This window comes from Novosphingobium sp. FW305-C-30-35, assembly GCF_058783135.1.
Genome location: NZ_JBYSYJ010000001.1, coordinates 3002094 through 3029085 on the forward strand (window position 1 = coordinate 3002094; position 26992 = coordinate 3029085).

Here is a 26992-nt window from a genome sequence, read left to right on the forward strand (position 1 = left end):
ATCAGGCCGGACCGGCGTTCGGTCCGGTCCGGTCTATAAGAAGGCAATAGTCCGGGCCTTCCCACGAGAATCCGCGGGTCTGCGGCCATTCCCAGTCTCCCGGATGCATCGGCGCCCCATCCAGCCGACGCCATTGGCCGTTTTCTGAGAAGCGCACAAATGCGCTCGATCGTTCGTTGCGCCACGCGGCCAATCCGAAGACAAAGCTCTCAAGGTCGCGGTCACGGCCTTCCCAGTCGATCCAGGTGATCGCATTGTCCTGCGCATAGGCGTTGTTGTTGCCGAGCTGGCTGCGGCCGAACTCGTCCCCGGCGGTCAGCATGATCGTTCCGGTCGAAACGAACAGCGTGCCGAGCATGGCGCGGGCAAAGGCAGAGCGCCGGGCGAGGACTTCCGGATCTTCGGTCACGCCCTCGGCGCCGTTGTTCCAGCTGAAGTTCTCGCCGTGTCCGTCGCGATTGTCCTCGCCGTTGGCGTCGTTGTGGCGGTGCTCGTAGGCCAAGGTGTCGGCCAGCGTGAAGCCGTCGTGCGCGGCCAGTAAGTTGACCGAGCGGCAGTCCTTCCCGAACAGATCGGCTGAACCGGCAATGCGCGTGGCCAGCACGTCAACGCCAGCCTCGCCTTTCCAGAACCGGCGCACGTCATCGCGATACCTGTCGTTCCATTCGAGCCAGCCCGGCGGGAAACTCCCCAGTTGGTATCCGCCGGGGCCAACGTCCCAAGGCTCGGCGATCATGACGCGGTCGGCCAGGAGTGGATCGGCGGCAATCTCGGCAAAGATCGGAGCATCGGCGGCAAAGCCCGGGCTTCTTGCGAGGATCGGGGCGAGATCGAAGCGGAAGCCGTCAACGCCGCAGTGGCGGACGAAGTGCCGCAGGCTATCGAGCGCCACTTGGCGCACCGCGGGATTGCCGAAGTCAAGGGTGTTGCCGCATCCAGTGTCGTTGATCAGTCTGCCGTCAGACGCTTTGGCATAGGCTCCGTCGTCCAGCCCGCGCAGCGACAGGACCGGCCCGAGCACGTCGGACTCGCCGCTGTGATTGAGTACGATGTCGAGGATCACGCCGATCCCTTCGGCGCGCAGTGCGGCAACGGTTTTGCGCAGTTCGGCAACGCCGCCGGGGCACAGCCGCGGGTCCAGCGCCATCATCGCCACCGGGTTATAGCCCCATGCATTGCTGAGGCCGAGCGGCGGGAGATGCCGCTCATCGATCCAGGCGACCACCGGCATGAGTTCCACGGCGGAAATGTGCAGGCGCTTGAGGTGCGCGATCACCGCCGGATGCGCGAGCGCGGCGACAGTGCCGCGCAATGCCTCGGGCACATCTGGGTGCAGCTTGGTAAAGCCGCGCACGTTGAGCTCGTAAATCAGGCCTCCGTGCCGGAATAGCGGCGGTGCAGGGGTAGCCGGTTCGTAGAGGCCAATCACCGCCTTCGGCACAATCGCCGCCGTATCCACGCCATAGACTGATAAGCTGGCGTCGTAGGTGAAGGGGCGGTCGAGTTCGATGGCGTAAGGATCGACCAGGAGCTTGGCGGGATCGAACCACTGGCCGGCCGCCGGATTCCACGCTCCCGAAGCGCGGTAGCCATAACCCATGCCGCACAACGCGCCGGGCAGTTCGGCCGTCCAGTTCTCGCCCACGCGCGTCATGGCCACGCGCTGTTCAGGCTCGCCGTCAAACAGGCAGAGCGTCAGGGCTTCGGCATGCGGCGAGCGGACGGTGAAGCGGGTCTTGCCGTCCGTGATCTCGACGCCGGGCGTCACGTCACCACGTCGGGCGCAGTCCGTCCGGTGTGCCGCGCAATCCCGGCGATGGCATCGGCTGCCGCGATCAGGTCGGCCAGCATGTCGGGCGTTTCGCGATCGAGGTCGCCGCCAACCGGTTCATAGCGTTCGAGGTAGACGCGCAAGGTCGCCCCTTCGGTACCGGTGCCGGAGAGGCGGAAGACCACGCGCGAGCCGCCCGCGAACATCACGCGCACGCCCTGGTTGCTGCTGGTAGAGCCGTCGACCGGATCGAGGTAGGAGAAGTTGTCGGCCTGGGCGACTGCGAGCGATCCGAAAGTCTGGCCCGGAAGGCTTTCGAGTGCAGCTTTCAGTTCCGCCATCAGCGCGTCGGCCTTGTCGGTTGGCAGCGCTTCGTAATCGTGGCGGGCGTAATAGTTGCGGCCGAACTTCGCCCAGTGCTCGCGCGCAAGCTGGTCGACGCTGATCTTGCGGACGGCGAGGATGTTGAGCCAGAGCAGCACGGCCCACAGGCCATCCTTCTCGCGCACGTGATCGCTGCCGGTCCCGGCGCTTTCTTCGCCGCAGATCGTGGCCATGCCGGCATCCAGCAGGTTGCCGAAAAACTTCCAGCCGGTCGGCGTCTCGAAACAAGGCAGACCAAGCGCTTCGGCAACGCGATCAGCCGCGGCGCTGGTGGGCATCGACCGGGCAATCCCCTTGAGGCCGCTCGCATAGCCCGGTGCGAGATGTGCGTTCGCCGCAAGCATGGCGAGGCTGTCCGAAGGCGTGACGAAGCGGTGACGCCCGACGATCAGGTTGCGGTCGCCATCACCGTCCGATGCTGCGCCGAAATCGGGCGCTTCAGCACCGAACATCGTCTTGAACAGCTCTTGTGCGTGGACCATGTTCGGGTCGGGGTGATGCCCGCCAAAGTCCTCCAGCGGAACGCCATTGCGCACCGTGCCCTTGGGAAAGCCCAGACGGCTCTCAAGAATCTCAGTAGCATAGGGGCCGGTTACGGCGCTCATCGCATCGAACGCCATGGTGAAACCGGCGCTGACATTGGCGCGGATGGCGGCGAAGTCGAACAGCTCTTCCATCAGCTCGGCATAGTCGGCCACGGAATCGATCACTTCGACGGTCAGGTCGCCAACCTGCGTCGTGCCCAGCGTGTCGAGATCGACATCGGGGGCATCGACGGTCAACCAGCGGTCGATGGTCCGGGTGCGGGCATAGATCGCCTCGGTCACGCCTTCCGGCGCGGGGCCGCCGTTGGCGATGTTGTACTTGATGCCGAAGTCTTCCTCCGGCCCGCCGGGATTGTGGCTGGCCGAAAGGATCAGGCCACCGCTTGCGCGGTACTTGCGGATCACGTTCGATGCGGCGGGGGTGGAGAGGATGCCGCCCTGGCCGACCAGCACCTTGCCATAGCCATTGGCGGCGGCGATGCGGATCGCCTGCTGGATCACCGTGCGATTGTGGAAGCGACCGTCACCGCCGAGGACCAATGTGCTGCCCGGCTCCCGCTCGACCACATCGAACACTGCCTGGATGAAGTTTTCAGCGTAGCCCGGCTGCTGAAAAACCTTCACCTTCTTGCGCAGGCCGGAAGTGCCGGGCTTCTGGTCGGAGTAGGGCGTCGACGGTACGGTACGGGTCATTGGTCCTCCGCGATGAGGGCGGCATAGAGGTCCGCATAGGCCTTGCCGGAGCGGTTCCAGGAGAAGTCGGTCTTCATTCCGGCGCGCTGCATGGCACGCCAGGTATCGCGTTGCCAGTAGAGTGTGACAGTGCGGCTGATGGCATCGGCAAGGCTCGCATAATTCACGCCATCGAACTGCACACCCGTCGCCACGCCGCCCATCACGGCCGCCAGATTGGCGTCGATCACGGTGTCCGCAAGCCCCCCAGTCCGCGCCACCACCGGCACGCACCCATAGGCAAGGCCATAAAGCTGCGTCAGGCCGCAGGGCTCGAAGCGCGAAGGCACGAGGATCGCATCGCCACCACCCTGCATGCGGTGCGAAAGGCCCTCGTCATAGCCGATCCGCACACCGACCTTGCCGGGGTGGCGCATGGCCGCGGCGTGGAAGGCGTTCTCCATCGCCTTGTCGCCGGAGCCGAGGAGGGCGAGGCGCCCGCCGATGCCGACGAGGTGGTCGATGCACTCGAGAAGGACGTCGATGCCCTTCTGCCAGGTGAGGCGGGTGACGGCGATGAAGAGAGGGCCGTCGCTCGCTTCAAGTCCGAATTCTGCCTCAAGTGCGCGCTTGTTGGCTACCCGTTTGCCCAGGGAGAGTTGCCCGTTTGCCTTCGAGAGTTGCCCGTATGCCTGCGGGAGTTGGATATCGGTTGCCGGATTCCATTGCACGGTGTCGATGCCGTTGACGATGCCTATCACCCGATCGGCTCGACTGACGATAAGTCCTTCCAATCCCATGCCAAATTGGGCGGTGCGGATCTCGCGCGCATAAGTCGGGCTGACCGTGGTGATCATGCTCGCCGCTTCGAGTCCTGCCTTCAGGAAGCCGACGCCGCCGTGATATTCAACCCCGTCCATTGCCCAGGCATGGGGCGGCAAACCGAGCGCCGGGAAAACGTCCGCGCCGTAGTGCCCCTGGAACGCCATGTTGTGAATGGTCATTACCGAGGGCACGCGCTTGCCACCGTCAGGCGGCGAAAAACGCAGGTATGCCAATGCCATGGCCGCCTGCCAGTCATGCGCGTGGACTAGGTCAAACGCGCGTCCCTTGACCATGCCCCCACCAACATCCGCCGCCGCCCGACCGAATGCGGCAAAGCGACGCCAGTTGTCGGCCCAGTCGCGGCCCGAAGAGTCGACGTACGGGTTGCCATCGCGCTGAAAAAAGGCTGGTGCATCAAGGACTAACAACGGGTGGCCGTCGATCTTGCCGCCGACCAGCCGCGCCTTTTCGCCCAGCAGGTTGTCCCAGGTATGCAGCGCTCGAGGGCGGGAAAGCGCGTTCATCACTGCCGGATAGCCCGGAAGAAACGTCGTCATTTCAACGCCATGCGGCGCAACCGCAGCAGGCAGCGCTCCTGCCACGTCGGCAAGGCCGCCGGTCTTGACCAGCGGCACCGCCTCGGAGGCAACGGACAGGACCCTGATCGTCATGCCAGCCGGTCGATCATCCGCTTGGTGATGAGGCAAACCCCGCTTTCGGAGCGGCGGAAGCGGCGGGCATCGAGTTCCGGATCCTCACCCACGACGAGGCCTTCGGGAATGCGCACGCCGGAATCGAGGATCACGCGGCTGAGCCTGGCGCCACGACCGATGTTGCAATAGGGCAGGATCACCGCTTCCTCGCAGGAAGAGAACGAGCCCATTTTTACCCCTGTAAACAACAGGCTGCGTCGGGCGATGGCGCCGGAAACGATACAATCCTGTGAGATCAGCGAGGAGATCGCCATGCCGCGACGGCCATCTTCGTCGTGCACGAACTTGGCCGGCGCGGCGATGATCTGGTCGGTCCAGATCGGCCAGTCGCGGTCGTACATGTTGAGCTTGGGCACCGTGTCGGTAAGATCGAGATTGGCCTCGAAATAGGCGTCGATCGTGCCGACATCGCGCCAGTATTCCTCGATTTCCTCGGCCGCACGGATGCAGGAATTGGTGAAGCGATGTGCCACCGCCTTGCCGTTCTTCACGATCTTGGGGATGATGTCATTGCCGAAATCGCGGCTTGAGTTCGGGTCGTCAGCGTCTTCCTGCAGCATCTGGAACAAGAACTTCGTCTCGAAGACATAAATGCCCATCGAAGCCAGCGCCATTTCCTCGTTGCCGGGAATGCCGGGAGGATCGGCAGGTTTTTCGACGAAGGCAGTGATCGTGTCGTGCTTGTCCACGGCCATCACGCCGAAGCCGGTGGCTTCCATGCGCGGCACGACGAGGCAGCCGATGGTGACGTCCGCGCCGCTGTCGACGTGCTGGCGGAGCATCAGCTCGTAGTCCATCTTGTAGATGTGGTCGCCAGCGAGGATGACCATGTACTTGGGCGCATAGGAGGCGATGATGTCGATGTTCTGGAACACGGCATCGGCAGTGCCTTCGTACCAGTGATCTTCCGAGACGCGCTGCGAGGCGGGCAGGATGTCGAAGCTCTCGTTGCGTTCGGGACGCATGAAGTTCCACGCGCGCTGCATGTGGCGGATCAGCGAGTGCGCCTTGTACTGCGTGGCGACGCCGATGCGGCGGATGCCCGAGTTGATCGCGTTGGAGAGGGCAAAGTCGATGATGCGTGATTTGCCGCCGAAGTAGACCGCAGGCTTGGCGCGGTTGTCGGTCAGTTCCTTCAATCGGCTGCCCCTGCCGCCAGCCAGGACATAGGCCATCGCATCGCGGGCCAGTGGCTGAGAGTAAGTTTCGCGCATCCCCTGTTCTCCGTTCTTATCCCTGGAATTCGAGTATCAGCGTGGCCAGTGGTGGCAGCACCACGAAGGCGGCACCGCCTTCGGCCGTGACCTGCCCGAGATTGCCGATCCCGCTGCCGCCGTAGTCCTGCGCATCGCTGTTGAGCACTTCACGCCATTCGCCGTCGTGCGGCAGCGGCAGGCGGTAGTGGTCGTGCACCTGCGGCGTCATGTTGCAGATCACCGCGATGGGCCTGGCATCGGGAGCCTTGCGCAGCCAGGCGAAAACCGAGGCCTGTGCATCGTCGACGACCAGCCATTCGAAGCCATCCGGCTCGCAATCGCGGGCATGGAGGGCGGGGCGGGTTGTATAGACGCGATTGAGATCGCGGACCCAGCGGCGGACGCCTTCGTGGGCCGGGGCATTCAGCAGGTCCCAGTCGAGCGAGCGGGCCTCGCTCCATTCCCTTCGCTGCGCGAATTCCTGCCCCATGAACAGCAGCTTCTTGCCGGGATAGCCCCACATCAAGCCGTAATAGGCGCGAAGGTTGGCGAATTTCTGCCAGTCATCGCCGCTCATCTTGTTCAGGAGCGAACCCTTGCCGTGGACGACTTCGTCATGGCTGAGCGGGAGGACGAAGTTCTCGCTGAAGGCGTAGGTCAGCCCGAAGGTGATCTCGTTGTGGTGGTACTGCCGGTGGATCGGGTCACGCGCCATGTACTGCAGCGTGTCGTGCATGAAGCCCATGTTCCACTTGAAGCCGAAGCCAAGGTGCTCACGCGGGGCCTCGTCGAACGCTGGTTTGCTGACGCCGGGCCAGGAGGTGGATTCCTCGGCGATCGTCAGGAAGCCGGCGTGGCTGGCATAGACCGCGCGATTCATCGCCTTTAGGAATTCGACCGCTTCCCAGTTCTCACGCCCGCCTTCGGCATTGGGGATCCATTCGCCCGCCTTGCGCGAGTAATCGCGGTAGAGCATCGAGGCGACGGCATCCACGCGCAAGCCGTCGACGTGGTAACGCTCGGCCCAGAAGAGCGCATTGTTGACGAGGAAGCTGACGACTTCGCGGCGGCCGAAGTTGTAGATCAGCGTGTTCCAGTCAGGATGAAAACCGAGGCGAGGGTCTTCATGTTCGTAGAGTGCGGTGCCATCGAAGCGGACGAGGCCGTGTTCATCGGTGGGGAAGTGGGCGGGTACCCAGTCAATCAGCACCGAAACGCCGGCGCGGTGCGCACCGTCCACGAAGCGAGCGAAGCCCTCTGGTGGGCCGAAGCGGGCAGAAGGGGCATACAGGCCGGTGGTCTGGTAACCCCATGACGGATCGTAGGGGTGTTCCGAGACGGGAAGGAATTCGATGTGGGTGAAACCCATCTCCGCGACGTAGGGGATCAGTCGGTCGGCCAGTTCGTCCCAGGTGTAGAAGCCCTCGTCATGCGGCTTCTGCCAGGAACCCGGATGGACCTCGTAGATGGACATCGGCTGGCGACGAGCATCGACGCTGGCCCAGTGGGCGCGGTGATCGGCGTCGCCCCAATCCATCTTGACCGGGTGCGCTGTGATCGAGGCCGTGCTGGGGCGGAATTCTGCGGCCTGGGCGAAGGGGTCGGCTTTCAGGGGCAGCACTGTGCCGTCGGCGCCGATCACGTGGTATTTGTAGACGCGGTGTTCGCCGATGTCGGGGATGAAGATTTCCCACACGCCGATGTCGGCACGACGCCGCATCGGGTGGCGACGCGAGTCCCAATCATTGAAGTCACCGACAACGCTGACGACCTGCGCATTCGGCGCCCAGACGGCGAAGTGGACACCGCTGGCGCCCTCATGGTCGATCAGGTGTGCACCCAATTTGTCGAACAGGCGGTGATGGGTGCCCTCGGCAATCAGGAAATCGTCGAGCGGGCCGAGAACCGGCCCGAAGGAGTAAGGATCGGTTACCAGCCATTCGTGCGTGCCTGCCGTGCAGGCGTACCGAACCGGCTGCCGCGGGCCCTTGACCTTCCCTTCGAACAGGCCGCGCCCGTCGACCCGCGTCAGTTTGCCGAGCCTCTTGCCGGAGAGTGACCATGCCACCGCATCTTCGGCACCGGGCAGGACCGCGCGGGCGAATGCGCCCTCTGGTCCTTCGTGGATGCCGAGAAGCGAGAAAGGATCGGCGTGCGTCCCGTCAAGCAGGGCATCGATGGCGCTCGCCGGTGGCTTCATGCTGGCTCTCGGACCCCCCAGATATCGCGGGCGTATTCGCCGATCGTGCGATCGGACGAGAACCAGCCTACGTTGGCAATGTTGCGGATTGCCGAAGCGCGCCACGATGCCTGCTGTTCCCAGCGGCGGTCGATGTTGCGTTGGGCGGAATGGTAGGCGTCGAAGTCGGCCGCGACCATGAACCAATCGTGGTCATAGATCCCGCCCATGAGTCCGGCGTAGCGCTGCGGATCGTCAGGCGAGAATACCCCGGTGGCGATGGCGGCGATGGCCTGCTGCAACTCGCGCGAGGCTTCGATGACTTCACGCGGGTTGTAGCCGTTGGCGCGCTTGTCCTCGACCTCTTGCGCGGTCAGGCCGAAAATCTCGATGTTGGGATCGCCGACGCGATCCTTGATCTCGATGTTCGCTCCATCGAGCGTGCCGATGGTCAGAGCGCCGTTCAGTGCAAACTTCATGTTGCCGGTGCCCGAGGCCTCCATGCCGGCGGTGGAGATCTGCTCGGACAGATCGGCCGCCGGAATGATCCTCTCGGCGAGGCTGACATTGTAGTTCGGGACGAACACCACCTTGAGCAATCCGCCGACGGAAGGATCGGAATTGACGCGGCGGGCGATGTCGTTCGCCAGTTTGATTATCAGCTTGGCATTGTGGTAACTTGAAGCTGCCTTGCCGCCGAAGATCTTCACGCGCGGCACCCAGTCGCGTTCCGGGTGGCTGCGGATCTGGTCGTAGAGAGCAACCGTCTCGATCAGGTTGAGCAGCTGGCGCTTGTACTCATGGATGCGCTTGATCTGGACGTCGAACAGGGCATCAGGATCGAGGCGGACGCCCATCAGGTCCTTGATGTGCTTGGCCAGCGCGATCTTGTTGGTGCGCTTGACCTCGGCAATGCGTTCGCCGAGCGCGGCATCGTCAGCCAGGGCGTTGAGGTCGGCAAGCTTTTCGGCATCGTCGAGGAAGGCCGGCCCGATCGCGTCCTTGAGCACTGACGTCAGGCCCGGGTTGCACTGCTGCAACCAGCGGCGCGGGGTGACGCCGTTGGTCTTGTTGTTGATGCGGGTGGGGTAGAGTTTGTGCAGATCGGAGAAGACGGTGGTCTTCATCAGATCGGTGTGCAGCGCCGCCACCCCGTTGACGCTGTGCGCGCCGGTGAAGGCGAGGTTGGCCATGCGCACCCGCCTTTCGCCGCCCTCGTCGATCAGGCTGATCGCGGCGATTGCGGCATCGTCCATCCCGGCCTTGCGAGCTTCACGCAGGACGCGGCTGTTGATGGCGTAGACGATCTGCATGTGACGCGGCAGCAGGCGCTCAAACAGCGGCAGCGGCCAGGATTCCAATGCTTCGGGAAGGAGCGTGTGGTTGGTGTAGGCGACGGTCGCCTTGGTGACTTCCCACGCCTCGCTGAACTCAAGCCCGTGCACGTCGACCATCAGGCGCATGAGTTCGGCGACGGCAACCGCAGGGTGCGTGTCGTTGAGCTGGATCGCGGCCTTCTCGGGCAGGCTGCGGATGTCGCCATGATATTGGACATGGCGGCGGACGATGTCCTGGATCGAGGCGGAGGTGAAGAAGTACTCCTGCCGCAGACGCAGTTCCTGGCCGGCGGGCGTGGAGTCAGCGGGGTAGAGCACGCGCACGAGGCTGTCGGCACGGACCTGTTCGGCAAGCGCACCGAAATGGTCGCCGGCGTTGAAGGCATCGAGCCGCAGGGGATCGAAGGCGTGGGCGGTCCACAGGCGCAGGGTATTCACGCGCTTGCCGCGCCAGCCGACGACCGGGGTGTCGACCGCGCTGGCTTCGACCTTCTCAGCCGGGCGCCATTCGACCGCATCGCCATTGGCAACGACTTCGCCGCCGAAGCCGATGATGTAGGCGCTTTCGCGGCGATCGAATTCCCAAGGGTTGCCGTGGCTGAGCCAGGTTTCGGGCAGTTCGACCTGCCAGCCATCGTCGATCCGCTGGCGGAACATGCCGTTCACGTAGCGGATGCCGTAGCCATAGGCGGGAATGTCGAGGCTGGCGAGGCTCTCCATGAAGCAGGCGGCAAGACGGCCTAGACCGCCATTGCCCAGCGCTGCGTCGGGCTCCAGGTTCTCCAGCGCAGAGAGGTCGAATCCGTGGTCGCGCAGGGCCTTTTCCATTTCGCGCGTGAGGCCCATGTTGGAAAGGGCATCGCGCAGCAGGCGGCCGATCAGGAATTCCAGGCTCAGGTAGTAAACCCGCTTTCCGCCCTGCTCATAGGTCTTGCGGGTGGAATCCATCCACTGGTCGATGATGGCATCGCGAAGGGTCAGGACAGTCGCGGTGTACCAGTCATGCGGCTTGGCGGCGCGTTCATCCTTGCCGACGCGGTGGCGCAGCACGTCGATGATCTTTGCGTCGATCTCGCTTGCGCCTGATTGTTTCATGATGCTCATCGCACAAGTCCCACCCTGCTTGACGCCAGATGCGCGCTGCTGAGGACAGCGAGCGGCAAGCGTCTGTTGTACCGACCTGTCAGGACAGCGTGCCGCGCTCCACCTTGCCGCGGAGGATGACTGTCGCAGCGCCTTGCATCACACTCTCGAGCAGGACGGTAGGCGAGGCTTGGGCGCAAGGGCAAGCGTGGAGTGCGAGCCAAGTCAGTCATGGCAGAAATCCGTCGCCCCCCATGCACGTTTCGATGGGGCTAGTACGTGTTCTGCCTCGCTTTGTCGGTCAGAATACGTCTGCGCTTCAGAGCATGCGGCGCAAGACATTGTCCTTGATGACAAAATGATGATGAAGCGCCGCCGCAATATGCAGAATCACAAGGCCTGCCATCAGGAAGCCGAGAACTTCGTGCCCTTCATGCGCGGCTTCGGCGAGGGCAGAACCCTTGGCGACCGGAAGCTTCGGCCAGTCAAACAGGCCGTAGATCGAAAGGGGATATTTGCCGGCCGAGGAAAAGATCCAGCCCGTAAACGGCACGACGATCATCAGGACGTAAAGCGCACCATGCGTCAGGCGCGCCACGCTTTGCTGGAGCTTCCCCATGGTTGCCGGCCAAGCCGGCATGGTCCAGGTGAAGCGCCAGGCAAGCCGGGCGAGCGAGAGAAACAGGATCAGGATGCCGGTGGCCTTGTGTGCGGGGAAGGGCTGCCAGATATCTTCGATGGCCTCGCCGAAGATACCGGTCAGGATATTGAACAGAACCAATGCCGCAATGACGGCGTGAAACAGGCGCGCAACTGCATTGTACCGGACGAAATCGTGCGTGCCAGATAACGTGGCCATGACCATTCCCCTCGACTTGATCTGGAGCCACGATAGTGCGCAGTCTTTCGCTCGTCACGTATCCGATTGTCGCAGGGTACCTTCGGTGGCCGGCTCGCCAAAATATGACAGATGTCAAGTAATGGGATGCGGCAAATGACGTATGCCTGTTCGCCCCTGCAAAAAATATATGGTGTCGGCAGAAACCATAGTCCGTGAGGGAACATGTCAACGCCGCGTCTCACCCAAGTCGAGCCCGCTGTCGTCCACAAGATGGCGTCCGTCCTCAAGAGCCAGAAGCCAGAGGTTATCCAGAACCATTTCGGTATCGGGCTCAACACATGGGTAAAGCTGCGCGAGGGGAAGGCAATCCGCCACTCCGTCGCGGTGCGCCTGCTGCAACGGTTGCAGCGAGACCAACTGATCTGAAGGGACAATCTGCCCTGCCGGGCACAGCTTGACAGGGCTTGAGTTCAAGCTGGTTGCAGTGCACAATCGCCGCGTGCCTCATACAACGACACAGGCACGCGGGGTCATTGAAATGCAGACTTCCCGGCGCGGCCGGAGCAGACAAGGGGCACAGGCAGGTCGACGGCTGCCCCGGCAGTCGCGAGTGGAAACGCAGGATCAGGTGGCAGAGCTTCGCGCACGCTTGGCTGCGGCCGAAGCGGCCAACGAGGCGAAAAGCCGGTTTCTTGCCAATGTCAGCCACGAAATACGATCGCCGCTCAATGCAATCTATGGCTATGCCCAGCTTGTCGAGCGGGGCGCACAGGTCGATCCGTTGGCGGCCGCGCGTGTCATTCGCCGCAGCGCCGAACATTTGACCAACCTCGTCGAGGGCCTGCTGGATATCGCCTCGGTTGAACAGGGCGTGGTCCGGGTCGATAACGGAGTGATCCGGCTGGGGGCGCTGGTCGAACAGGTAGCCGAGATGTTTTCGCCACTGGCGGCGCATAAGGGCCTGTCGTTCGTCTGCAGCATACAGGGCCGGCTGCCCGAGTTCGTGCGGCTTGATGAACGGCGCGTACGACAGGCATTGATCAATCTGGTGTCGAACGCGGTAAAGTTCACGCAGCGTGGGGAAATCCGGCTTGTGCTGCGGTGGTCGGGCCAGATCGCCACGATCGAAGTTCATGACACCGGTCCCGGCATTGCGCTTGATCGGCAGGAGCAGATCTTTGCGCCCTACGAACGTGCCGATGCTGCATCCGAGGCCGAGAAGACAGGGGCGGGCCTTGGTCTCGCCATCACGCGCGCTGTCGTGAACATGCTGGGTGGCGACCTCAAGCTGGACAGTGCGGTTGGCCGTGGGAGCTGCTTCACGGTCAAGCTCATGGCGCCGCAGGTTGCGGGAATGGTCGATCATGCGGCCGACAAGGTCCGCCCTGCCGGATACAAGGGGGACAGGCGCGCGATCCTGCTGGTCGACGACGACGCTGATCACCTGTGTGTCTTGCGCACCGTTCTTACCGAGGTCGGCTTCGACGTCGCAGAGGCGGGTGATGGAGCCACGGCGCTGGCACTGGCCGATGCGCAGCCTTTCGACGCCATAATCTGCGATGTCAGCATGCCCGGCATGTCGGGTTGGGATGTCGCGGAACGTCTGCGCGCCATGTGCGGACGCGATCTCAAGATCCTGATGTTGTCCGCCAACGCGTTCGAGCGCCACGGTCTGTCCGGTCAACAAGCCAGCCACGATGCATTTCTGCTCAAGCCAGTGGATCTGGGGTCGCTGCTCGACGCATTGGGGCGCCATCTTCAGCTGGAATGGATCATGCCTGAAGTGCGGGAAACTGGCACTGGCGCGCGTGACAGCGTTCAGGTTTCGGCCGCAACGCGCGAACACGTCGACAGGTTGAAGGCGCTGGTCCAGATCGGTCACGTCAGGGCTCTTGAAGGAGAGATCAAGTCGCTGGCGGCCGCTGATCCTGCTGCAGAAGCGCTAGCCACGCGGCTGTTCGATCATCTCGACCGCTTTGATCTCGCCGGGATCGGAAGGATACTGGAGGACCTGCCCGATGAGTGGCGATAACTTGCGTCGTGATACGGTTCTGGTCGTCGACGACGAGCCGGATTCGCTCCGTTTCCTGACCGATGCACTTGAAGGGGCGGGAATCACGGTGCTGGTTGCCATATCGGGGGGCGCCGCGCTGGACCTGCTTGAGCATGTCGTGCCCGACCTGATCCTGATGGATGCCGTGATGCCGGGAATCGATGGGTTCGCCGCAACCAGGCAGATCAAGGCACGCTCGCAGCTTTCGCACGTGCCGGTGATGTTCATGACCGGGCTTACCGAGAGCGAGCATGTGATCGAAGGCTTCGAAGCTGGTGGCGTCGATTATCTGCGCAAGCCGGTCAACGTGCACGAACTGCTGGCGCGGGTTCGAGTGCATCTGGGCAATGCGCGTGCGATGCAGGCGAGCGCTACCGGCCTCGATGCAACCGGACGGCTGATGATGTCCGTTGATCCCCAGGGCGGTTGCCTCTGGTGCACGCCACTCGCCGAACGCGCCATCCTTCGGGTAAGCCCGGAATGGAGCCGGGAGGAGCGGCAGTTGCCCGATGCGATCCGCCTGCCTTTGCTTCGCGTGCTGGCGCGAAATGCCACGGGGGCATCGGTCCGGATCGAGCAAGGGGAAAGCGCGCTCGAACTGGTTGTGATTGCACAGTACCGCGACAGTGAAGTGCTGATCCGGCTTAACGAACTCAATCCCAAGGCGGACGTGTCCCAATTGCAGCTCAAGCTGGGGTTGACCGACCGCGAGGCCGAAGTGCTGCTCTGGATAAGCTACGGCAAGTCCAACGGGATGATTTCGGAGGTGCTGGCGATCAGCCCGCGTACCGTGCAGAAACACCTCGAACGCATCTACGAGAAGCTGGGCGTAGAGACACGGGCTGCCGCGGCAGCGGTCGCGATCAAGGTGCTCGGCACCTGAAGGCGATGACGCCGCCGGAAGGGGATGACGCCGCCGGAAGGGGAAACGATCCTTCAGGCGGCGTTGCGCCTCTAGCCAAGCTTCACGCCAGCGTGGGGCTGGTCCAAGGTCGATCAGCGGCGAGCCATCTTCCCGCTGCGGGCGGCGAGCGCAAGCTCCTGAACCATCGGTTCGACACTCGCAATCGCGGCACGGCGGCACTGATAATCAGGCATCGGTGTGACGATCATGCGGTCAGCCGGATCACAGGCTTCTGCAGCGGCGTCGGCAATGCGGTTCCGAAGACGGCGCATGTCCGAGGCGCGCGACAGGTCGAGGCCGTCGGCCGAGATGGCAATGTTGACGGTCTGTGGGGCAGGTGCGGCAAGAGCGATCTGCGGCGCAGACAGCAAGCCGACCGCCAAAGTGGCGGCGATAAGGGTCTTCATGAGCATTCTCCTGCGTACTGTCTTTATGTGCGGGTACCGTTTTTCGGCCTCGCTTATTTTGGTGGACCGTGCGGTTTTGCCCGGCTTGTTGATCCGTGCATAAAATAGGCTGAGGGCACACGTCGGACAAGCCATTTTTATTGCAAAACCCTTGGATTTACGGGGTTTTCGCTGTTGCCACGCAGCATCTAGGCGGCGGCTGCAACGGAGATTTCATGCACGATTCCTCCACCTGAGAAGGCCGAGTTAGGACGCTTGTTCAAAATTCTTGGCAGAAGTCAGCCATTTGGCGGATGGGCTTCATCAAGATTGCAGAAAGGCGCTGGACCCATGCGCATTAGGCCATTTGCTTTGTGCGCTGCAGCAATGGCGCAGGAAATTTTATTGGTGATCGGTCAAGAAGTGGCAGTTGGAGAGCCCATCGGAATGCGTCACGCTCTGCGGGGGAGATGGAGATGACCAGAATGATGCGAGCGCTGCAGGTCCAGAATCTGAGCGCCGACCTGTCCGGTGTTAGCATTGTGGATACCGCGATTCCGGAGCCGCAGTCGGACGAGGTCCTGGTACGGATCGAAGCCGCAGCGCTTGGATTTCCCGATCTTCTGATGACCCGCGGGGAGTATCAGGCAAAACCGGCCTTGCCATTCATTCCGGGCATGGAAGCTGCGGGCGTAGTGGTTCGGGCGAAAAGCGATGGGCCTTGGCGCGAAGGCGACCGTGTGATTGCAGGGATGCTCACCGGTGGGGTCGCCCAATTCGGGTGTTTTCCCGAAGGAGCCCTCATCAGATTGCCAGACCGGCTGTCGATGGCCCAGGGCGCGGCCTTGCGGGCTGCCTACCTGACTGCCTGGGTGGCACTAGTATGTCGTGGAGTGGCGCAGGCAGGCGAATGGTTGTTGGTGCACGGGGCGGCTGGCGGCGTGGGACTGGCTGCCGTCGATCTTGGGGTGGCTCTTGGCCTGAAGGTCATTGCCGTGGCCTCCACGCAGGAAAAACGGAAGACCATCAGCGACTTCTACAAGCCCGCCCACGTTATCGACGGCAGCGCGGGCTTCCGTGAGCAGGTGCTGACCATTACAGGGGGCAGAGGCGTGGACCTCGTCTACGATCCCGTCGGTGGAGACGTGTTCGATGAATCGACGCGCTGCATCGCGTTCGACGGTCGGTTGCTGGTTGTCGGCTTTGCGGCCGGCCAGATTCCGCAGATCGGTGCGAACATTCCTCTCATCAAGGGGTTCTCGGTGGTCGGCGTAAGGGCAGGGGAATATGGGCGCCGCTTCCCCGATCGAGGCAGGGAGAACATCGCGCATATCCTGGAATTTGCGGATCAAGGCAGGATCAAACCCCACGTCCACGCCGCCTTCCCCTTGGATGACTGGAAGCTCGCGTTCCAGGGCATGGAGCAACGCAGTGTCATCGGGCGGAGTGTCGTCCTGCCACACGGGCGACGTGGGACACGTAGCGCGAGGGCTGCACAAAGACAAAAAATGGGCCGCACCGTTGCCGGCGCGGCCCTGAAAAGTTTGGGAGAGGATGCCTGAAAGGCCTTTCCGAAATGGGGAAACTGCGCTCTGTGTGCAAGTGCGAAAGCCACATATCTAGTTGCGTTTATTGCAATTTAGTGTGTGAGTGCGCGCATTTGTGTGGGGGATTGCCCGGCGTCAAAAGCCCGGATTTCCTGGGGATTTCGCTGCGTCGTCTCCAAGCTGTTCATCCTTCCCCCGACCGCTGACGATGCATTCCCTGCACAAAAGATCAGGTGCGGGGTTTTGCAAATGACCTGTTGCGACCACAGACATTGATTGCTATAACCCATAACAGAAATGGGAGAGAGCACATGCTGTTTGAGCGCATCAATCCAATGACTGGCGCGGTAGCTTCGACGGCCGAAGCCATGCAGGCGTCGGATATTCCTGCAATCACCGCGCGTGCAGCTTCAGCATTTCCAGCTTGGGCGGCCATGGGACCCAATGCCCGGCGCGCTGTATTGATGAAGGCGGCTGCTGCGCTCGAGAGCCGCGCCGATGCCTTCGTCGAGGCGATGATGGGCGAGATCGGGGCGACCAAGGGCTGGGCGCTCTTCAACCTCGGGCTGGCCGCAAGCATGGTGCGTGAAGCCGCCGCCCTGACGACGCAGATTTCGGGTGAGGTCATCCCTTCGGACAAACCTGGCTGCGTGGCCATGGCCTTGCGCGAACCGGTCGGGGTGATCCTCGGCATCGCACCGTGGAATGCGCCGATCATTCTGGGCGTTCGCGCCATCGCCGTGCCCCTCGCCTGCGGCAACGCTGTGATCCTCAAAGCCTCGGAGCAGTGCCCGCGGACGCACGCCCTGATCATCGAAGCCTTTGCCGAGGCTGGCTTCCCTGAAGGTGTGGTCAATGTCGTCACCAATGCCCCGAAGGATGCGGCCGACGTCGTCGGGGCACTGATCGACGCGCCGCAGGTGAAGCGCATCAACTTTACCGGGTCTACGGCTGTGGGCAGGATCATCGCGGTTCGCGCGGCGCAGCATCTCAAGCCCTGCCTGCTGGAATTGGGCGGGAAGGCCCCGTTGATCGTTCTGGACGATGCCGACCTTGATGAAGCCGTAAAGGCAGCTGCGTTCGGCGCGTTTATGAACCAGGGTCAGATCTGCATGTCGACCGAACGCATCATCGTGGTTGATTCTGTTGCGGACGCCTTCGCCGAGAAGTTCAAGGCAAAGGTAGCCGCCATGCCGGTAGGTGATCCGCGCGAGGGGACGACGCCGCTGGGTGCGGTGGTGGACGCAAAGACAGTCGCACACTGCAAGAGCCTGATCGACGATGCGCTTGCCAAGGGAGCGCAACTGCTGACCGGGGGCGAGACCACGCACAATGTCTTGATGCCGGCGCATGTCGTCGCGGGCGTCACCCAGGACATGAAGCTGTTCCGCGACGAAAGCTTTGGTCCGGTCGTTGGCGTTATCCGTGCGCGCGATGAAGCCCATGCCATCGAACTGGCAAACGACACCGAGTATGGGTTGTCGGCCGCAGTCTTCACCCGCGACACGGCACGCGGCCTGCGCGTGGCGCGGCAGATCAAGTCTGGCATCTGCCATGTGAACGGCCCCACCGTGCATGACGAGGCGCAAATGCCTTTCGGCGGCGTCGGGGCGTCTGGATACGGGCGCTTCGGTGGCAAAGCAGGCATCGACAGTTTCACCGAGCTGCGCTGGATCACGATGGAGACGCAGCCCGGCCATTATCCCATCTGAATTTGCACGATTGCCCTAGAGGAAAGACCATGACCGAACAGCAGAAGATCGAGCGTGCGGAAGAAGATACCGTCGCTTTCACCGTGGAAGACGGCATTGCCTGGGTGAAATTCAACCGCCCGGAAAAGCGCAACTGCATGAGCCCGAAGCTTAACCGCCGGATGAAGGCGGTGCTTGAGGAACTCGAGTTCCGCGAGGATGTGAAGGTTCTGGTGCTGACCGGCGAGGGTGATGCCTGGACCGCAGGAATGGATCTCAAGGAGTACTTCCGCGAGACCGAGGCTCAGGGGCTTGGAGCGGTGCGCAAGTCACAGCGCGAGAGCTATGGCTGGTTCGAGCGTCTTCGCTGGTACGAGAAGCCGACCATCGCGATGATCAACGGCTGGTGCTTTGGTGGAGGTTACGGCCCTCTGTTTGGCTGCGACATCGCGATCGCATCTGAAGATGCCCAGTTCGGTCTTTCCGAGATCAACTGGGGTATTCTGCCCGGTGGCGGAGCATCGAAGGTCGCCCAGGAACTGATGCCGTTCCGCAAGGCCATGTACCACGCCATGATGGGCGAGAATCTTACCGGCAAGCAGGCCGAAGAACAGGGTCTCGTCACCGAAGCCGTCCCTGCTGACAGGCTGAAGGCGCGCGTTCTGGAGATTTGCGAAGCGCTCAAGAAGAAGGACACGCATGCTCTGCGTGCAACCAAGTGGACGATGCGCCGCATGGTCGACATGACCTACGACAACGGTCTGGAGTACCAGATCCGTGCGCAGGAAGCGCTGCACAGCTTTGGCGGCGCCGCTGCTCGCAAGGAAGCCACGCGCCAGTTCCTGGATGAAAAGAGCTTCAAGCCCGGCCTCGGCACGTTCGACACGAGCAAGGTCAAGGCCTGATCATCTAGACGGGTTTCGGAAGGCCCCGGACGCAATCGCGTCCGGGGCGTTTCTGATTTGATATGCCCGGTAAAAGCGGTTGCCTGTAGTCTCGCAAGAGGTCAGCTTGGCGGAAGAGGAGTCTTGTACATGCCGCCCAAGTTCCGAATTGTCCTTGCCGCTTCAATTGCGTGCTCCATGCCTGCCGTCGCGAAGGAGCCCACTTATCCAAAGGCCGAGGCTCAGGTACTCGACCTGTCGCAGAAGGCCATTGCCATTCGCTCGGTGCGGGGGGACGGCAACAAGACCATCGATGTCGCCAGGCTTTTCGGTGACGCGCTGGTGGCGGGCGGCTGGAGCACCTCGGATATCGAGATCACGCCGGTGGACGATACCGCCTATATCATCGCGACGTGGAAGGGCAGCAATCCGGCGCTCAAACCTCTGGTGATCTCGGGTCACATGGACGTGGTCGAGGCCAGGCGCGAGGATTGGGAGCGCGATCCTTTCGTGCCAGTGGTTGAGGACGGCATCCTCTATGGCCGTGGCGCGAGCGATATGAAGTTCGACGGGGCGCTGGCCCTTTCGACGCTCATCGAACTGCGCCGACAGGGTTTCAAGCCCAGGCGCACCATCGTCATCGAGTTTTCCGGAGACGAGGAAACGACGATGAAGACCAGCGCGATCATAGCCGAGAAGCTGAAGAACGCGGAATTGGTCATCAATGTTGATGGCGGTGGCGGACTCCTCGACGAGGCGACTGCCAAGCCTCTGTTCTGGACCTGGCAGGGCGCGGAGAAGACCTATGCCGACTATCGGCTGGAGGTGACCAATCCAGGCGGGCACAGTTCCGCGCCCCGGCCGGACAATGCGATCGTGCAACTCTCGCAAGCATTGGTGAAAGTTGGTGCCTACAAGTTCAAGGCCGAGCAGAACGAAATCACCAAGGCCGCGTTCGAGAAGGCAGCGCCGTTTACCGAAAAGCCCGAGGTAGCTGCTGCGATGCGCGCCTTTGCGGCCAATCCTGCCGACGAGACGGCCTTGGCTACTCTGCGGGCCGATCCGGCCATGGTCGGACTGGTTGGCACTACATGTGTGCCGACGATGCTGGGCGGTGGGCACGCGGAAAATGCCCTGCCGCAGCGGGCCTTCGCCAACATCAACTGCCGCATCTTCCCGGGCCATTCCAAGGAAGAGATCATGGCGGAACTGGTCAAGGTCATTGGTGATCCGGTGGTAAAGGTCACCGATGTCACGGTCGGGTCGGTGGCTTCGCCGGCATCGCCGCTACGGCCTGATCTTATGGCCGCAGTGGCGAAGGCGATGGCCAAGGCCTATCCCGGTGTGCCGTTGATCCCCTCGCAATCATCGGGGGCATCTGATTCAATGTGGTTCCGCGCTGTCGGCGTACCGAGCTACGGCCTGAGTCCGACGTTTGCGAAGGACTTGGAGTCGTTCGCCCATGGCCTCAATGAGCGGACCCGCCTCTCCAACATTCGTCCGGGGATCACCTATTACTTGAGCCTGATCACCGACCTGACGAAGTGATCGAAGCGAGGAAGCCGCGGGCGATGTCCCGCGCTTCTCCGGCTGTGAAACACCCGGGCGACAGGCACAGCTCGAGCCAGAGCCCGTCCACCAGCGCCGTGACCGCTATGGCGTGTCGACGGCGTGCCGAGACCGGCACGCCGCAATCTCCTAACAGGGCTTCGAGCCGGGCGCGGTAAAGGGCGTATTGCTCGTCATGCTGACGAGCAATGTCCTTGCGTGCCGTGACAAGGCTCCAGAACGCGATCCACGTGGCCAGCAGAGCCGTATCTGCAATCGGCGGCGCAAAGGAGGCCATGACGAAAGCTTCCAACCTGTCCTGAGGCGCGGGACCGGCCTCGGCGACTGCAAGGTCGAGCGCTTCGGCAACACGGCGATCGACATGTTCGTACGTTGCGGCAACAAGCGCATCAACGCCACCGAAGTAGTGACCCACGAGGCCGACCGAGGCACCTGCTTCCTGCGCAATGGCACGGACGCTCGCCCCGGCTGCCCCGTTGCGGGCAAGCACGCGGGCACAAGCTTCGATAAGGCTCAAGCGCCGGACGTCGGGTTCTGTGCGACGGAACGCGGGGGATGCTGCTGCTTCGCTCATCTCTTGAACAATCTGCCCGTTGTTGTACGATTGTTCAACAGACAATCTGGATTCGGGTTCATGGGCGATCTATCCGGCGCATTCCGCCATATCTCATCGGACGAAGTCGATCCTGACGCGGACTGGAGCCTGCCGGGCTGGCTCTATACCGATCCGGAGTACTTTGCCGTCGAGATGGAGCGGGTGATCCGGCCGTCGTGGCAGATCGTCTGCCATGAAGGCGACATTGCCGCTGCCGGAGAATACCGGACGCTGGATTACCTGAACGAAAGCGTAATCGCGATCCGAGGAGACGATGGCGTCATCCGCGCCTTCACCAACGTCTGCCGCCACCGCGCCATGCGTCTTGTCGAGGGCCCTGCAGGTTGTGCCAGAAAGCTGGTCTGCCCCTATCACGCCTGGACATTCGAGCCTGACGGACGGCTTTCGGGCGTGCCCATGAAGTCGGATTACCCGGCGCTGAAACTCGAAGATAATGGCCTAGTGCCGGTTGCGGTCGAGATCTGGCGTGGTTTTGTGTTCGTGCGTCTGGTTGATGCAGGCTTCCCGAGCGTCGCTGAAATGATGGCGCCGTTCGAGGAAGAGGTTGAGCCTTATCGGTTTGAGGATATGCGCCGCATCGGCGACGTGCGCCTGCGCGAGAGGCAGGTGAACTGGAAGAACGTTGGCGATAATTATTCCGACAACTTGCACATCCCGGTTGCGCACGATGGCCTGACGCGCATTTTCGGGAAATCGTACGAGATCTCCGACCACGGCTGGGTTGACCGGATGAAGGGCGATCTTGTCGACAAGCCTTCGGCGAATTTCTGGGAACGGTTCTATCAGACGCACCTGCCAGAAGTGCCGCATCTTCCGCAGCAATCGCAGCGCCGGTGGCTGTATTACAAGCTCTGGCCGAACATGGCGTTCGATATCTATGCCGACCAGATTGATTTCATGCAGTGGTTGCCGTTGACGCCCACGACTTCGGTGCTGCGCGAGATGTGTTTTGCGCTACCGGACGAACGCCGAGAGATGAAGCTGGTGCGCTATGCAAATTGGCGGATCAACCGGGTGGTCAATGCAGAAGATACCTGGCTGATCGAACGGATTCAGCAGGGCATGGCGTCGAACTCCTACGGGGCAGGGCCGATTGGCAAGAGCGAAGTGTGCCTGCGCAGCTTCGCCCGCAAAATCCGCGCGATCACGCCCGAGGCGCGACTGCACAGGGCTCCGTCGGCTGGCTGGTCGAAGAAGTAATCACGAGGGTTTCGGGGAATTATCGCATGTCCAACCGTTACGACGCACTGATCATCGGCGGCGGCCATAATGGCCTGGTCTGCGCATTCTATCTCGCCAGGGCGGGAATGAAGGTGCGCGTGCTGGAACGTCGCGACATTGTCGGTGGCGCAGCAGTCACCGAGGAATTCCACCCCGGCTTCCGCAACTCGACCGCGAGCTACACTGTCAGCCTGCTGCGGCCCAAGGTGATCGCAGACATGAAGCTCCACGATCATGGCTATCGCGTGATCGAGCGGACAATCAGCAACTTCTTTCCGTTTCCCGATACGTACCTCAAGCTGGGTGGCGGGCCGGGGCGCACGGAGGCGGAGTTCGCGCGCTTTTCCAAGAAGGATGCCGAGGCCTATCCCAGATACGACGCCGCGCTGGAAAAGGTCGCCAACGTGCTGCGCGACATTTCGCTGCAGACGCCGCCGAATGTTGGTGGCGGCATTGCTGCGCTGAAGTCTGCTGCAATGCAGGGGTGGCCGATCGCCAAGCTCGACATGGCAACGCAGCGTGACCTGCTGGATATCTTCACCAAGTCGGCGCGCGATTTCCTTGATGGCTGGTTCGAGGACGATCACGTCAAGTCGGCATTCGCGTTTGACGCGGTGGTGGGCAACTATGCTGGCGTTTCGACGCCCGGCTCTGCCTATGTGCTGCTCCACCATGTCTTTGGCGAGGTAAACGGCAAGCTGGGCGCCTGGGGCCATTCTGTCGGCGGCATGGGCGCGATCACGCAGGCGATGGCCAAGGCCTGTGCCGAGGTCGGCGTCGAGATCAGCCTTGAAGCACCGGTTTCCAAGGTGCTGGTCAGCAACGGCAAGGCTGCGGGCGTGAAGCTGGAAGGTGGCGAAGAGCTTTACGCGCCGATCGTCGCTGCCAATGTCGGCCCCGCGCTGCTCTACCGGCAACTGGTCGACTCCTCGGATCTCGATGAGGACTTCAACCGCCGGATAAAGGGCTACAAGACCGGTTCCGGCACCTTCCGCATGAATGTCGCGTTATCCGAACTGCCGGATTTCACTGTGCTGCCCGGCAAGGAACAGGCCGAACATCACACGGCCGGAATCATCATCGCGCCAGGCATGGATTACATGGATCAGGCCTTCATCGATGCCCAGCAGCACGGCTGGTCGAAGAAGCCGATCGTGGAGATCAAGATCCCGAGCACCGTCGACGACAGTCTGGCGCCTCCGGGGCAGCACGTAGCGAGCCTGTTCTGCCAGCAGTTCGATCCGAACATTGATTGGGATGCGCATCGCGAAGAAGTGGCGGACCTGATCATCGATACGGTCACCGAGCATGCGCCGAACTTCAAGGGTGCAGTCATCGCACGGCAGATACATTCGCCTTTGGACCTGGAGCGCAAGTTCGGGCTTATCGGGGGCGACATCTTCCACGGCACCATGGGCCTCGATCAGCTTTGGGCTGCGCGCCCGGTGCTTGGTCATGGTGACTATCGTTCGCCGCTCAAGGGCCTCTACATGTGCGGATCGGGAACCCATCCTGGGGGCGGCGTGACCGGAGCGCCCGGCCACAACGCGGCGCACGAGATCATCCGTGACCGTTCAGTGCTGTGGAAGCTGCTGCATCGCTCCTGACCCAGAGATAGACCGGCAAGCCGAGCGCAATGAAGCCCGCGCCATAAGAGAGGGCTTCGCCGCCGAGGCCCCATGCCGCCCAGGCAATGAAGCCTGCTCCGATGAGAGCTGCGACGGCCAGAATGCGCTCGCCCGGTAGCAGGCGCACGGCCGAGAGCATGGCGAGGAAATAGGACAGCATGCCGGCGGCGAGGCTTACGGAGGCGATGAATGCGAAGAGGTCTCCCATCCCGCGACCGAAGTTCAGCAAGGTCACGATGCTCAGCAAGACACTTGAAACCAGGTGCGAGCGTGCCGGTGTGCCGCGGGACCCTTCTGTTGCGAACCAGCGCGGGAAGACGCCGCCCTTCGCCATAGCCCAAGGCACTTCGCCTTGAAGAAGGATGAAACCATTGAGCGTGCCGAACGCGCTGATCGCGGCGAAGACTGCGACGATCTGACCCACACCGGACCCGAAGAACCGCGCGAGAAAATCGGCCACTGGCGCAGGAGATGCGGCGGCAGCTTGCATGGGCATGTAAAGTGCGAAGGCGGTGGAAATGCCGATGTAGACGAACCCGGTCAGTGCGACGCCGATTAGTGTGGCGCGCGGGACGACCGAGGCGGCGTTCTCCACCTTGTCAGCAGGGACGGTTGCTGACTCAAGGCCGAGGAAGCCCCAGAAGGTGAGGCCAGCTGCCGCTGCAACCACCGTGCCTGACAGCGGCACCGCAGGCTGCACTGCACGGGGGGCGCCAGTAAGCAGCAACCACAGAGTCAGGCCAATAAGGCCGACCAGCGGCACCAGTTTGAGTACCGTGGTGACAACCGATACATCGCCAGCGGCGCGGACACCTCGGATGTTGACTGCAGTGAGCAACCACACGCAGCCGACCGAGATGATGGCAGGAAGCCCGGGAACGCGGCCCATGACGGGAAAGATCAGGCTCAGGTTGGATACGACCGCGACTGCTACGGCGCCGTTGCCCGCCCAGATCATCGTCCAATACGACCAGGCAGTTACAAAGCCTCCAACCGGTCCGAATGCGGCCTGCGCATACGCATAGGGTCCTCCCGCCAACGGCAGGCGTGCGCCAAGGCGGGCAAAGGTGAAAGCAAGGCACAGCGCACCGGCGATCGTCACCGCCCAGCCAATCAACTGGTTTTGACCCAGGGGTGCAAGCGTTGCGGGCAGGATGTAGATTCCCGAACCGATCATGTTGCCAACGACCAGCGCCAGCGTCATCCAGAAGCCCAGCTTGCGCATCGCGATCATTGGCAACTGGTTCCCTTCATTGTGCTTGGGTGAAGACTAGCGCTTGATCGCGAGGCGTCACCATGTTTGTGATGCAGTTGATGACCAATGTGACCACGTCTTCGCCCCCCCTTGCTGCACCGGTCTACGATCCGCGGCTTGTTCGTGCGGCAGTCGCCATGAACGAGAACGACTTGCCAACGGCCGAGCCGTTATTGCGGTCGCTGCTGAAGGACGATCCGTTCGATGTCCGCGCCATCCGACTGTTTGCCGAGCTGGCGGGGCGTATCGGGCGCTATAATGACGCAGAGAACCTGTTGCGCAGGGCAATCGAGCTTGCCCCGCAGTTCACGGCAGCAAGGGCGAATCTCGCGCTGGTCCTCTACCGCACAAACCGGGCACCGGAGGCGCTGGAAGAGCTGGCAAAAGTCACGGCTGACGATCCGGACAACGCCGGGCACGCCAACTTGCAGGCAGCTGCCTATGGCCGCATAGGCGAGTTCGACGAGGCTCTTGCGCTCTACCAACAAGTGCTGCGGCAAGCGCCCAACCAGCCCCGCGTCTGGATGAGCTATGGCCATATGCTCAAGACCGTTGGGCGGCAGGCGGAGGGTATCGCCGCCTACCGCAAGGCCATCGAACTTCTGCCAGTGCTTGGAGAGGCCTGGTGGAGCCTTGCAAATTTGAAGACGGTGAAGTTTAGCAATGACGACATAGCGGCCATGCAGCAGGCACTGGCGCGGACGGACCTCACTGCGGAAGATCGCTGGCATCTCGATTTCGCGCTGGGCAAGGCTTTCGAGGATCGAGGAGAGGCAGAGGCGTCGTTTGCGCACTACGCGGCAGGCAACGAGTTGCGTCGTCGTCGGATACCATATCGAGCGGAAGATACGACCCAGAACGTGAATGCTGCGATCGCAGCTTTTACGCCGGCTGTCGTCGCTGGATTGCAGGGGAAGGGGTGCACGGCGCCTGATCCAATCTTCGTTCTTGGCATGCCCCGCGCGGGCTCGACGCTGATCGAACAGATTCTGTCCAGTCACTCGCAGGTGGAAGGTACGAGTGAACTCTCCGACATCGGCTTCCTTGCACGTAGTGTCGAAGGCTATCCCGAAACGCTGTCAGCTCTCGATGGTGACGAACTGCGCAAGCTTGGGGAAGCCTATCTTTCGCGGACCCGGGTGCAACGGCATACGGCACGGCCATTGTTCATCGACAAGATGCCGAACAACTGGCTGCATGTGCCCTTTATCCATGCGATCCTGCCGAACGCCAGGATTATCGATGCCCGTCGTCATCCGCTCGCCTGCTGCTTCTCGAACTTCAAGCAGCATTTCGCGCGGGGGCAGGGCTTCAGTTATTCGCTGGATGACATGGGCCGCTATTACCGCGACTATGTGCGGGCGATGGCGCACTTTGATCAGGTGCTCCCCGGCGTCGTGCACAGAGTGATATACGAGCGGATGGTAGAGCAGACGGAAGCCGAAGTTAGGGCTCTGCTGGCCCATTGCGGCTTGCCATTCGAGGAGTCTTGCCTGACGTTCCATGAGACCGAACGCGCAGTGAGGACTGCAAGTTCGGAACAGGTGCGTCGCCCGATTTTTCGCGATGGAACAGAGGCATGGAAGCCTTTCGAGCAATGGTTGGAGCCTCTCAGATCGGTGTTGGGTGACGTTCTCGAGGCCTATCCGGATGCGCCGGCAGACTTCGGAACCGACATCGTTGTAAATTAGC

General features: G+C 62.3%; 20 protein-coding genes. 10 read left to right on the forward strand and 10 right to left on the reverse strand.

Annotation, left to right across the window (positions count from 1 at the left end; genetic code table 11):
• Position 1: 1 nt before the first annotated feature.
• The 7 genes from glgX to AC3WLM_RS14970 all read right to left on the reverse strand — a co-directional run bounded on the left by glgX (position 2) and on the right by AC3WLM_RS14970 (position 11564).
• Complete coding sequence (glgX, locus tag AC3WLM_RS14940; RefSeq protein WP_492477798.1) at positions 2–1768, reverse strand: glycogen debranching protein GlgX; 1767 nt, start codon at positions 1766–1768, stop codon at positions 2–4.
• A complete protein-coding gene (locus AC3WLM_RS14945) occupies positions 1765–3393 on the reverse strand; it encodes an alpha-D-glucose phosphate-specific phosphoglucomutase (protein WP_492477799.1) in 1629 nt (542 codons plus the stop codon). Before AC3WLM_RS14945 ends, glgX begins: the two co-directional genes overlap by 4 nt.
• Positions 3390–4868, reverse strand: coding sequence for a glycogen synthase GlgA (gene glgA / locus AC3WLM_RS14950; protein ID WP_492477800.1), 1479 nt, complete (start codon positions 4866–4868; stop codon positions 3390–3392). Before glgA ends, AC3WLM_RS14945 begins: the two co-directional genes overlap by 4 nt.
• Positions 4865–6124 (reverse strand): glucose-1-phosphate adenylyltransferase, encoded by a 1260-nt coding sequence (gene glgC / locus AC3WLM_RS14955; RefSeq protein WP_492477801.1) that lies wholly within the window; start codon positions 6122–6124, stop codon positions 4865–4867. Before glgC ends, glgA begins: the two co-directional genes overlap by 4 nt.
• Positions 6125–6140: 16 nt before the next feature.
• A complete protein-coding gene (gene glgB, locus AC3WLM_RS14960; RefSeq protein WP_492477802.1) occupies positions 6141–8306 on the reverse strand; it encodes a 1,4-alpha-glucan branching protein GlgB in 2166 nt (721 codons plus the stop codon).
• Positions 8303–10726 carry a glycogen/starch/alpha-glucan phosphorylase gene (locus AC3WLM_RS14965; RefSeq protein WP_492477803.1) on the reverse strand — a complete coding sequence of 808 codons (2424 nt, stop codon included), beginning with the start codon at positions 10724–10726 and terminating at the stop codon, positions 8303–8305. The genes glgB and AC3WLM_RS14965 overlap by 4 nt, the downstream gene beginning before the upstream one ends.
• Before the next feature lie 298 nt (positions 10727–11024).
• On the reverse strand, positions 11025–11564 hold the full coding sequence (locus AC3WLM_RS14970) for a cytochrome b (RefSeq protein WP_039334047.1): 540 nt from the start codon (positions 11562–11564) through the stop codon (positions 11025–11027).
• 204 nt (positions 11565–11768) lie between these two features.
• Between AC3WLM_RS14970 and AC3WLM_RS14975 the strand changes: the two genes are divergently transcribed.
• From AC3WLM_RS14975 to AC3WLM_RS14985, 3 genes are all read left to right on the forward strand, one after another.
• Positions 11769–11972: a hypothetical protein gene (locus AC3WLM_RS14975; RefSeq protein WP_039333830.1), complete on the forward strand. Its 204-nt coding sequence runs from the start codon at positions 11769–11771 to the stop codon at positions 11970–11972.
• Between the two features lie 184 nt (positions 11973–12156).
• Positions 12157–13578, forward strand: a complete 1422-nt coding sequence (locus AC3WLM_RS14980) for an ATP-binding response regulator (RefSeq protein WP_492477804.1) — start codon at positions 12157–12159, stop codon at positions 13576–13578.
• A complete protein-coding gene (locus AC3WLM_RS14985; RefSeq protein ID WP_039333832.1) occupies positions 13565–14482 on the forward strand; it encodes a response regulator in 918 nt (305 codons plus the stop codon). The genes AC3WLM_RS14980 and AC3WLM_RS14985 overlap by 14 nt, the downstream gene beginning before the upstream one ends.
• Before the next feature lie 113 nt (positions 14483–14595).
• On the opposite strand, the gene AC3WLM_RS14990 is transcribed toward AC3WLM_RS14985, so the two are convergent.
• Positions 14596–14910, reverse strand: a complete 315-nt coding sequence (locus AC3WLM_RS14990; protein ID WP_039333834.1) for a UrcA family protein — start codon at positions 14908–14910, stop codon at positions 14596–14598.
• A gap of 455 nt (positions 14911–15365) precedes the next feature.
• Between AC3WLM_RS14990 and AC3WLM_RS14995 the strand changes: the two genes are divergently transcribed.
• From AC3WLM_RS14995 to AC3WLM_RS15010, 4 genes are all read left to right on the forward strand, one after another.
• On the forward strand, positions 15366–16451 hold the full coding sequence (locus tag AC3WLM_RS14995) for an NADPH:quinone oxidoreductase family protein (RefSeq protein ID WP_492477805.1): 1086 nt from the start codon (positions 15366–15368) through the stop codon (positions 16449–16451).
• A 296-nt stretch (positions 16452–16747) separates the two neighbouring features.
• Positions 16748–18148, forward strand: a complete 1401-nt coding sequence (locus tag AC3WLM_RS15000; protein ID WP_492477806.1) for an aldehyde dehydrogenase — start codon at positions 16748–16750, stop codon at positions 18146–18148.
• Positions 18149–18177: 29 nt separating this feature from the next.
• Positions 18178–19032 carry a p-hydroxycinnamoyl CoA hydratase/lyase gene (locus AC3WLM_RS15005; protein ID WP_492477807.1) on the forward strand — a complete coding sequence of 285 codons (855 nt, stop codon included), beginning with the start codon at positions 18178–18180 and terminating at the stop codon, positions 19030–19032.
• A 177-nt stretch (positions 19033–19209) separates the two neighbouring features.
• Positions 19210–20559: a M20/M25/M40 family metallo-hydrolase gene (locus AC3WLM_RS15010; RefSeq protein ID WP_492477808.1), complete on the forward strand. Its 1350-nt coding sequence runs from the start codon at positions 19210–19212 to the stop codon at positions 20557–20559.
• On the opposite strand, the gene AC3WLM_RS15015 is transcribed toward AC3WLM_RS15010, so the two are convergent.
• A complete protein-coding gene (locus AC3WLM_RS15015; RefSeq protein WP_039333842.1) occupies positions 20540–21154 on the reverse strand; it encodes a TetR family transcriptional regulator C-terminal domain-containing protein in 615 nt (204 codons plus the stop codon). The genes AC3WLM_RS15010 and AC3WLM_RS15015 overlap by 20 nt on opposite strands.
• Positions 21155–21214: 60 nt before the next feature.
• Here AC3WLM_RS15015 and AC3WLM_RS15020 point away from each other — a divergent pair, with 60 nt between their 5' ends.
• Positions 21215–22396, forward strand: a complete 1182-nt coding sequence (locus AC3WLM_RS15020; RefSeq protein ID WP_039333844.1) for an aromatic ring-hydroxylating oxygenase subunit alpha — start codon at positions 21215–21217, stop codon at positions 22394–22396.
• Positions 22397–22422: 26 nt separating this feature from the next.
• The gene (locus AC3WLM_RS15025; protein ID WP_492477809.1) at positions 22423–24024 is read left to right on the forward strand and encodes a phytoene desaturase family protein; all 1602 of its coding nucleotides are present in this window, start codon (positions 22423–22425) and stop codon (positions 24022–24024) included.
• On the opposite strand, the gene AC3WLM_RS15030 is transcribed toward AC3WLM_RS15025, so the two are convergent.
• On the reverse strand, positions 23978–25279 hold the full coding sequence (locus tag AC3WLM_RS15030; RefSeq protein WP_492477810.1) for an amino acid permease: 1302 nt from the start codon (positions 25277–25279) through the stop codon (positions 23978–23980). The genes AC3WLM_RS15025 and AC3WLM_RS15030 overlap by 47 nt on opposite strands.
• Positions 25280–25359: 80 nt before the next feature.
• Here AC3WLM_RS15030 and AC3WLM_RS15035 point away from each other — a divergent pair, with 80 nt between their 5' ends.
• Entirely contained in the window at positions 25360–26991 is a 1632-nt protein-coding gene (locus AC3WLM_RS15035) for a tetratricopeptide repeat-containing sulfotransferase family protein (protein ID WP_492477811.1), read from the forward strand.
• The last annotated feature ends 1 nt before the right edge of the window (position 26992 follow it).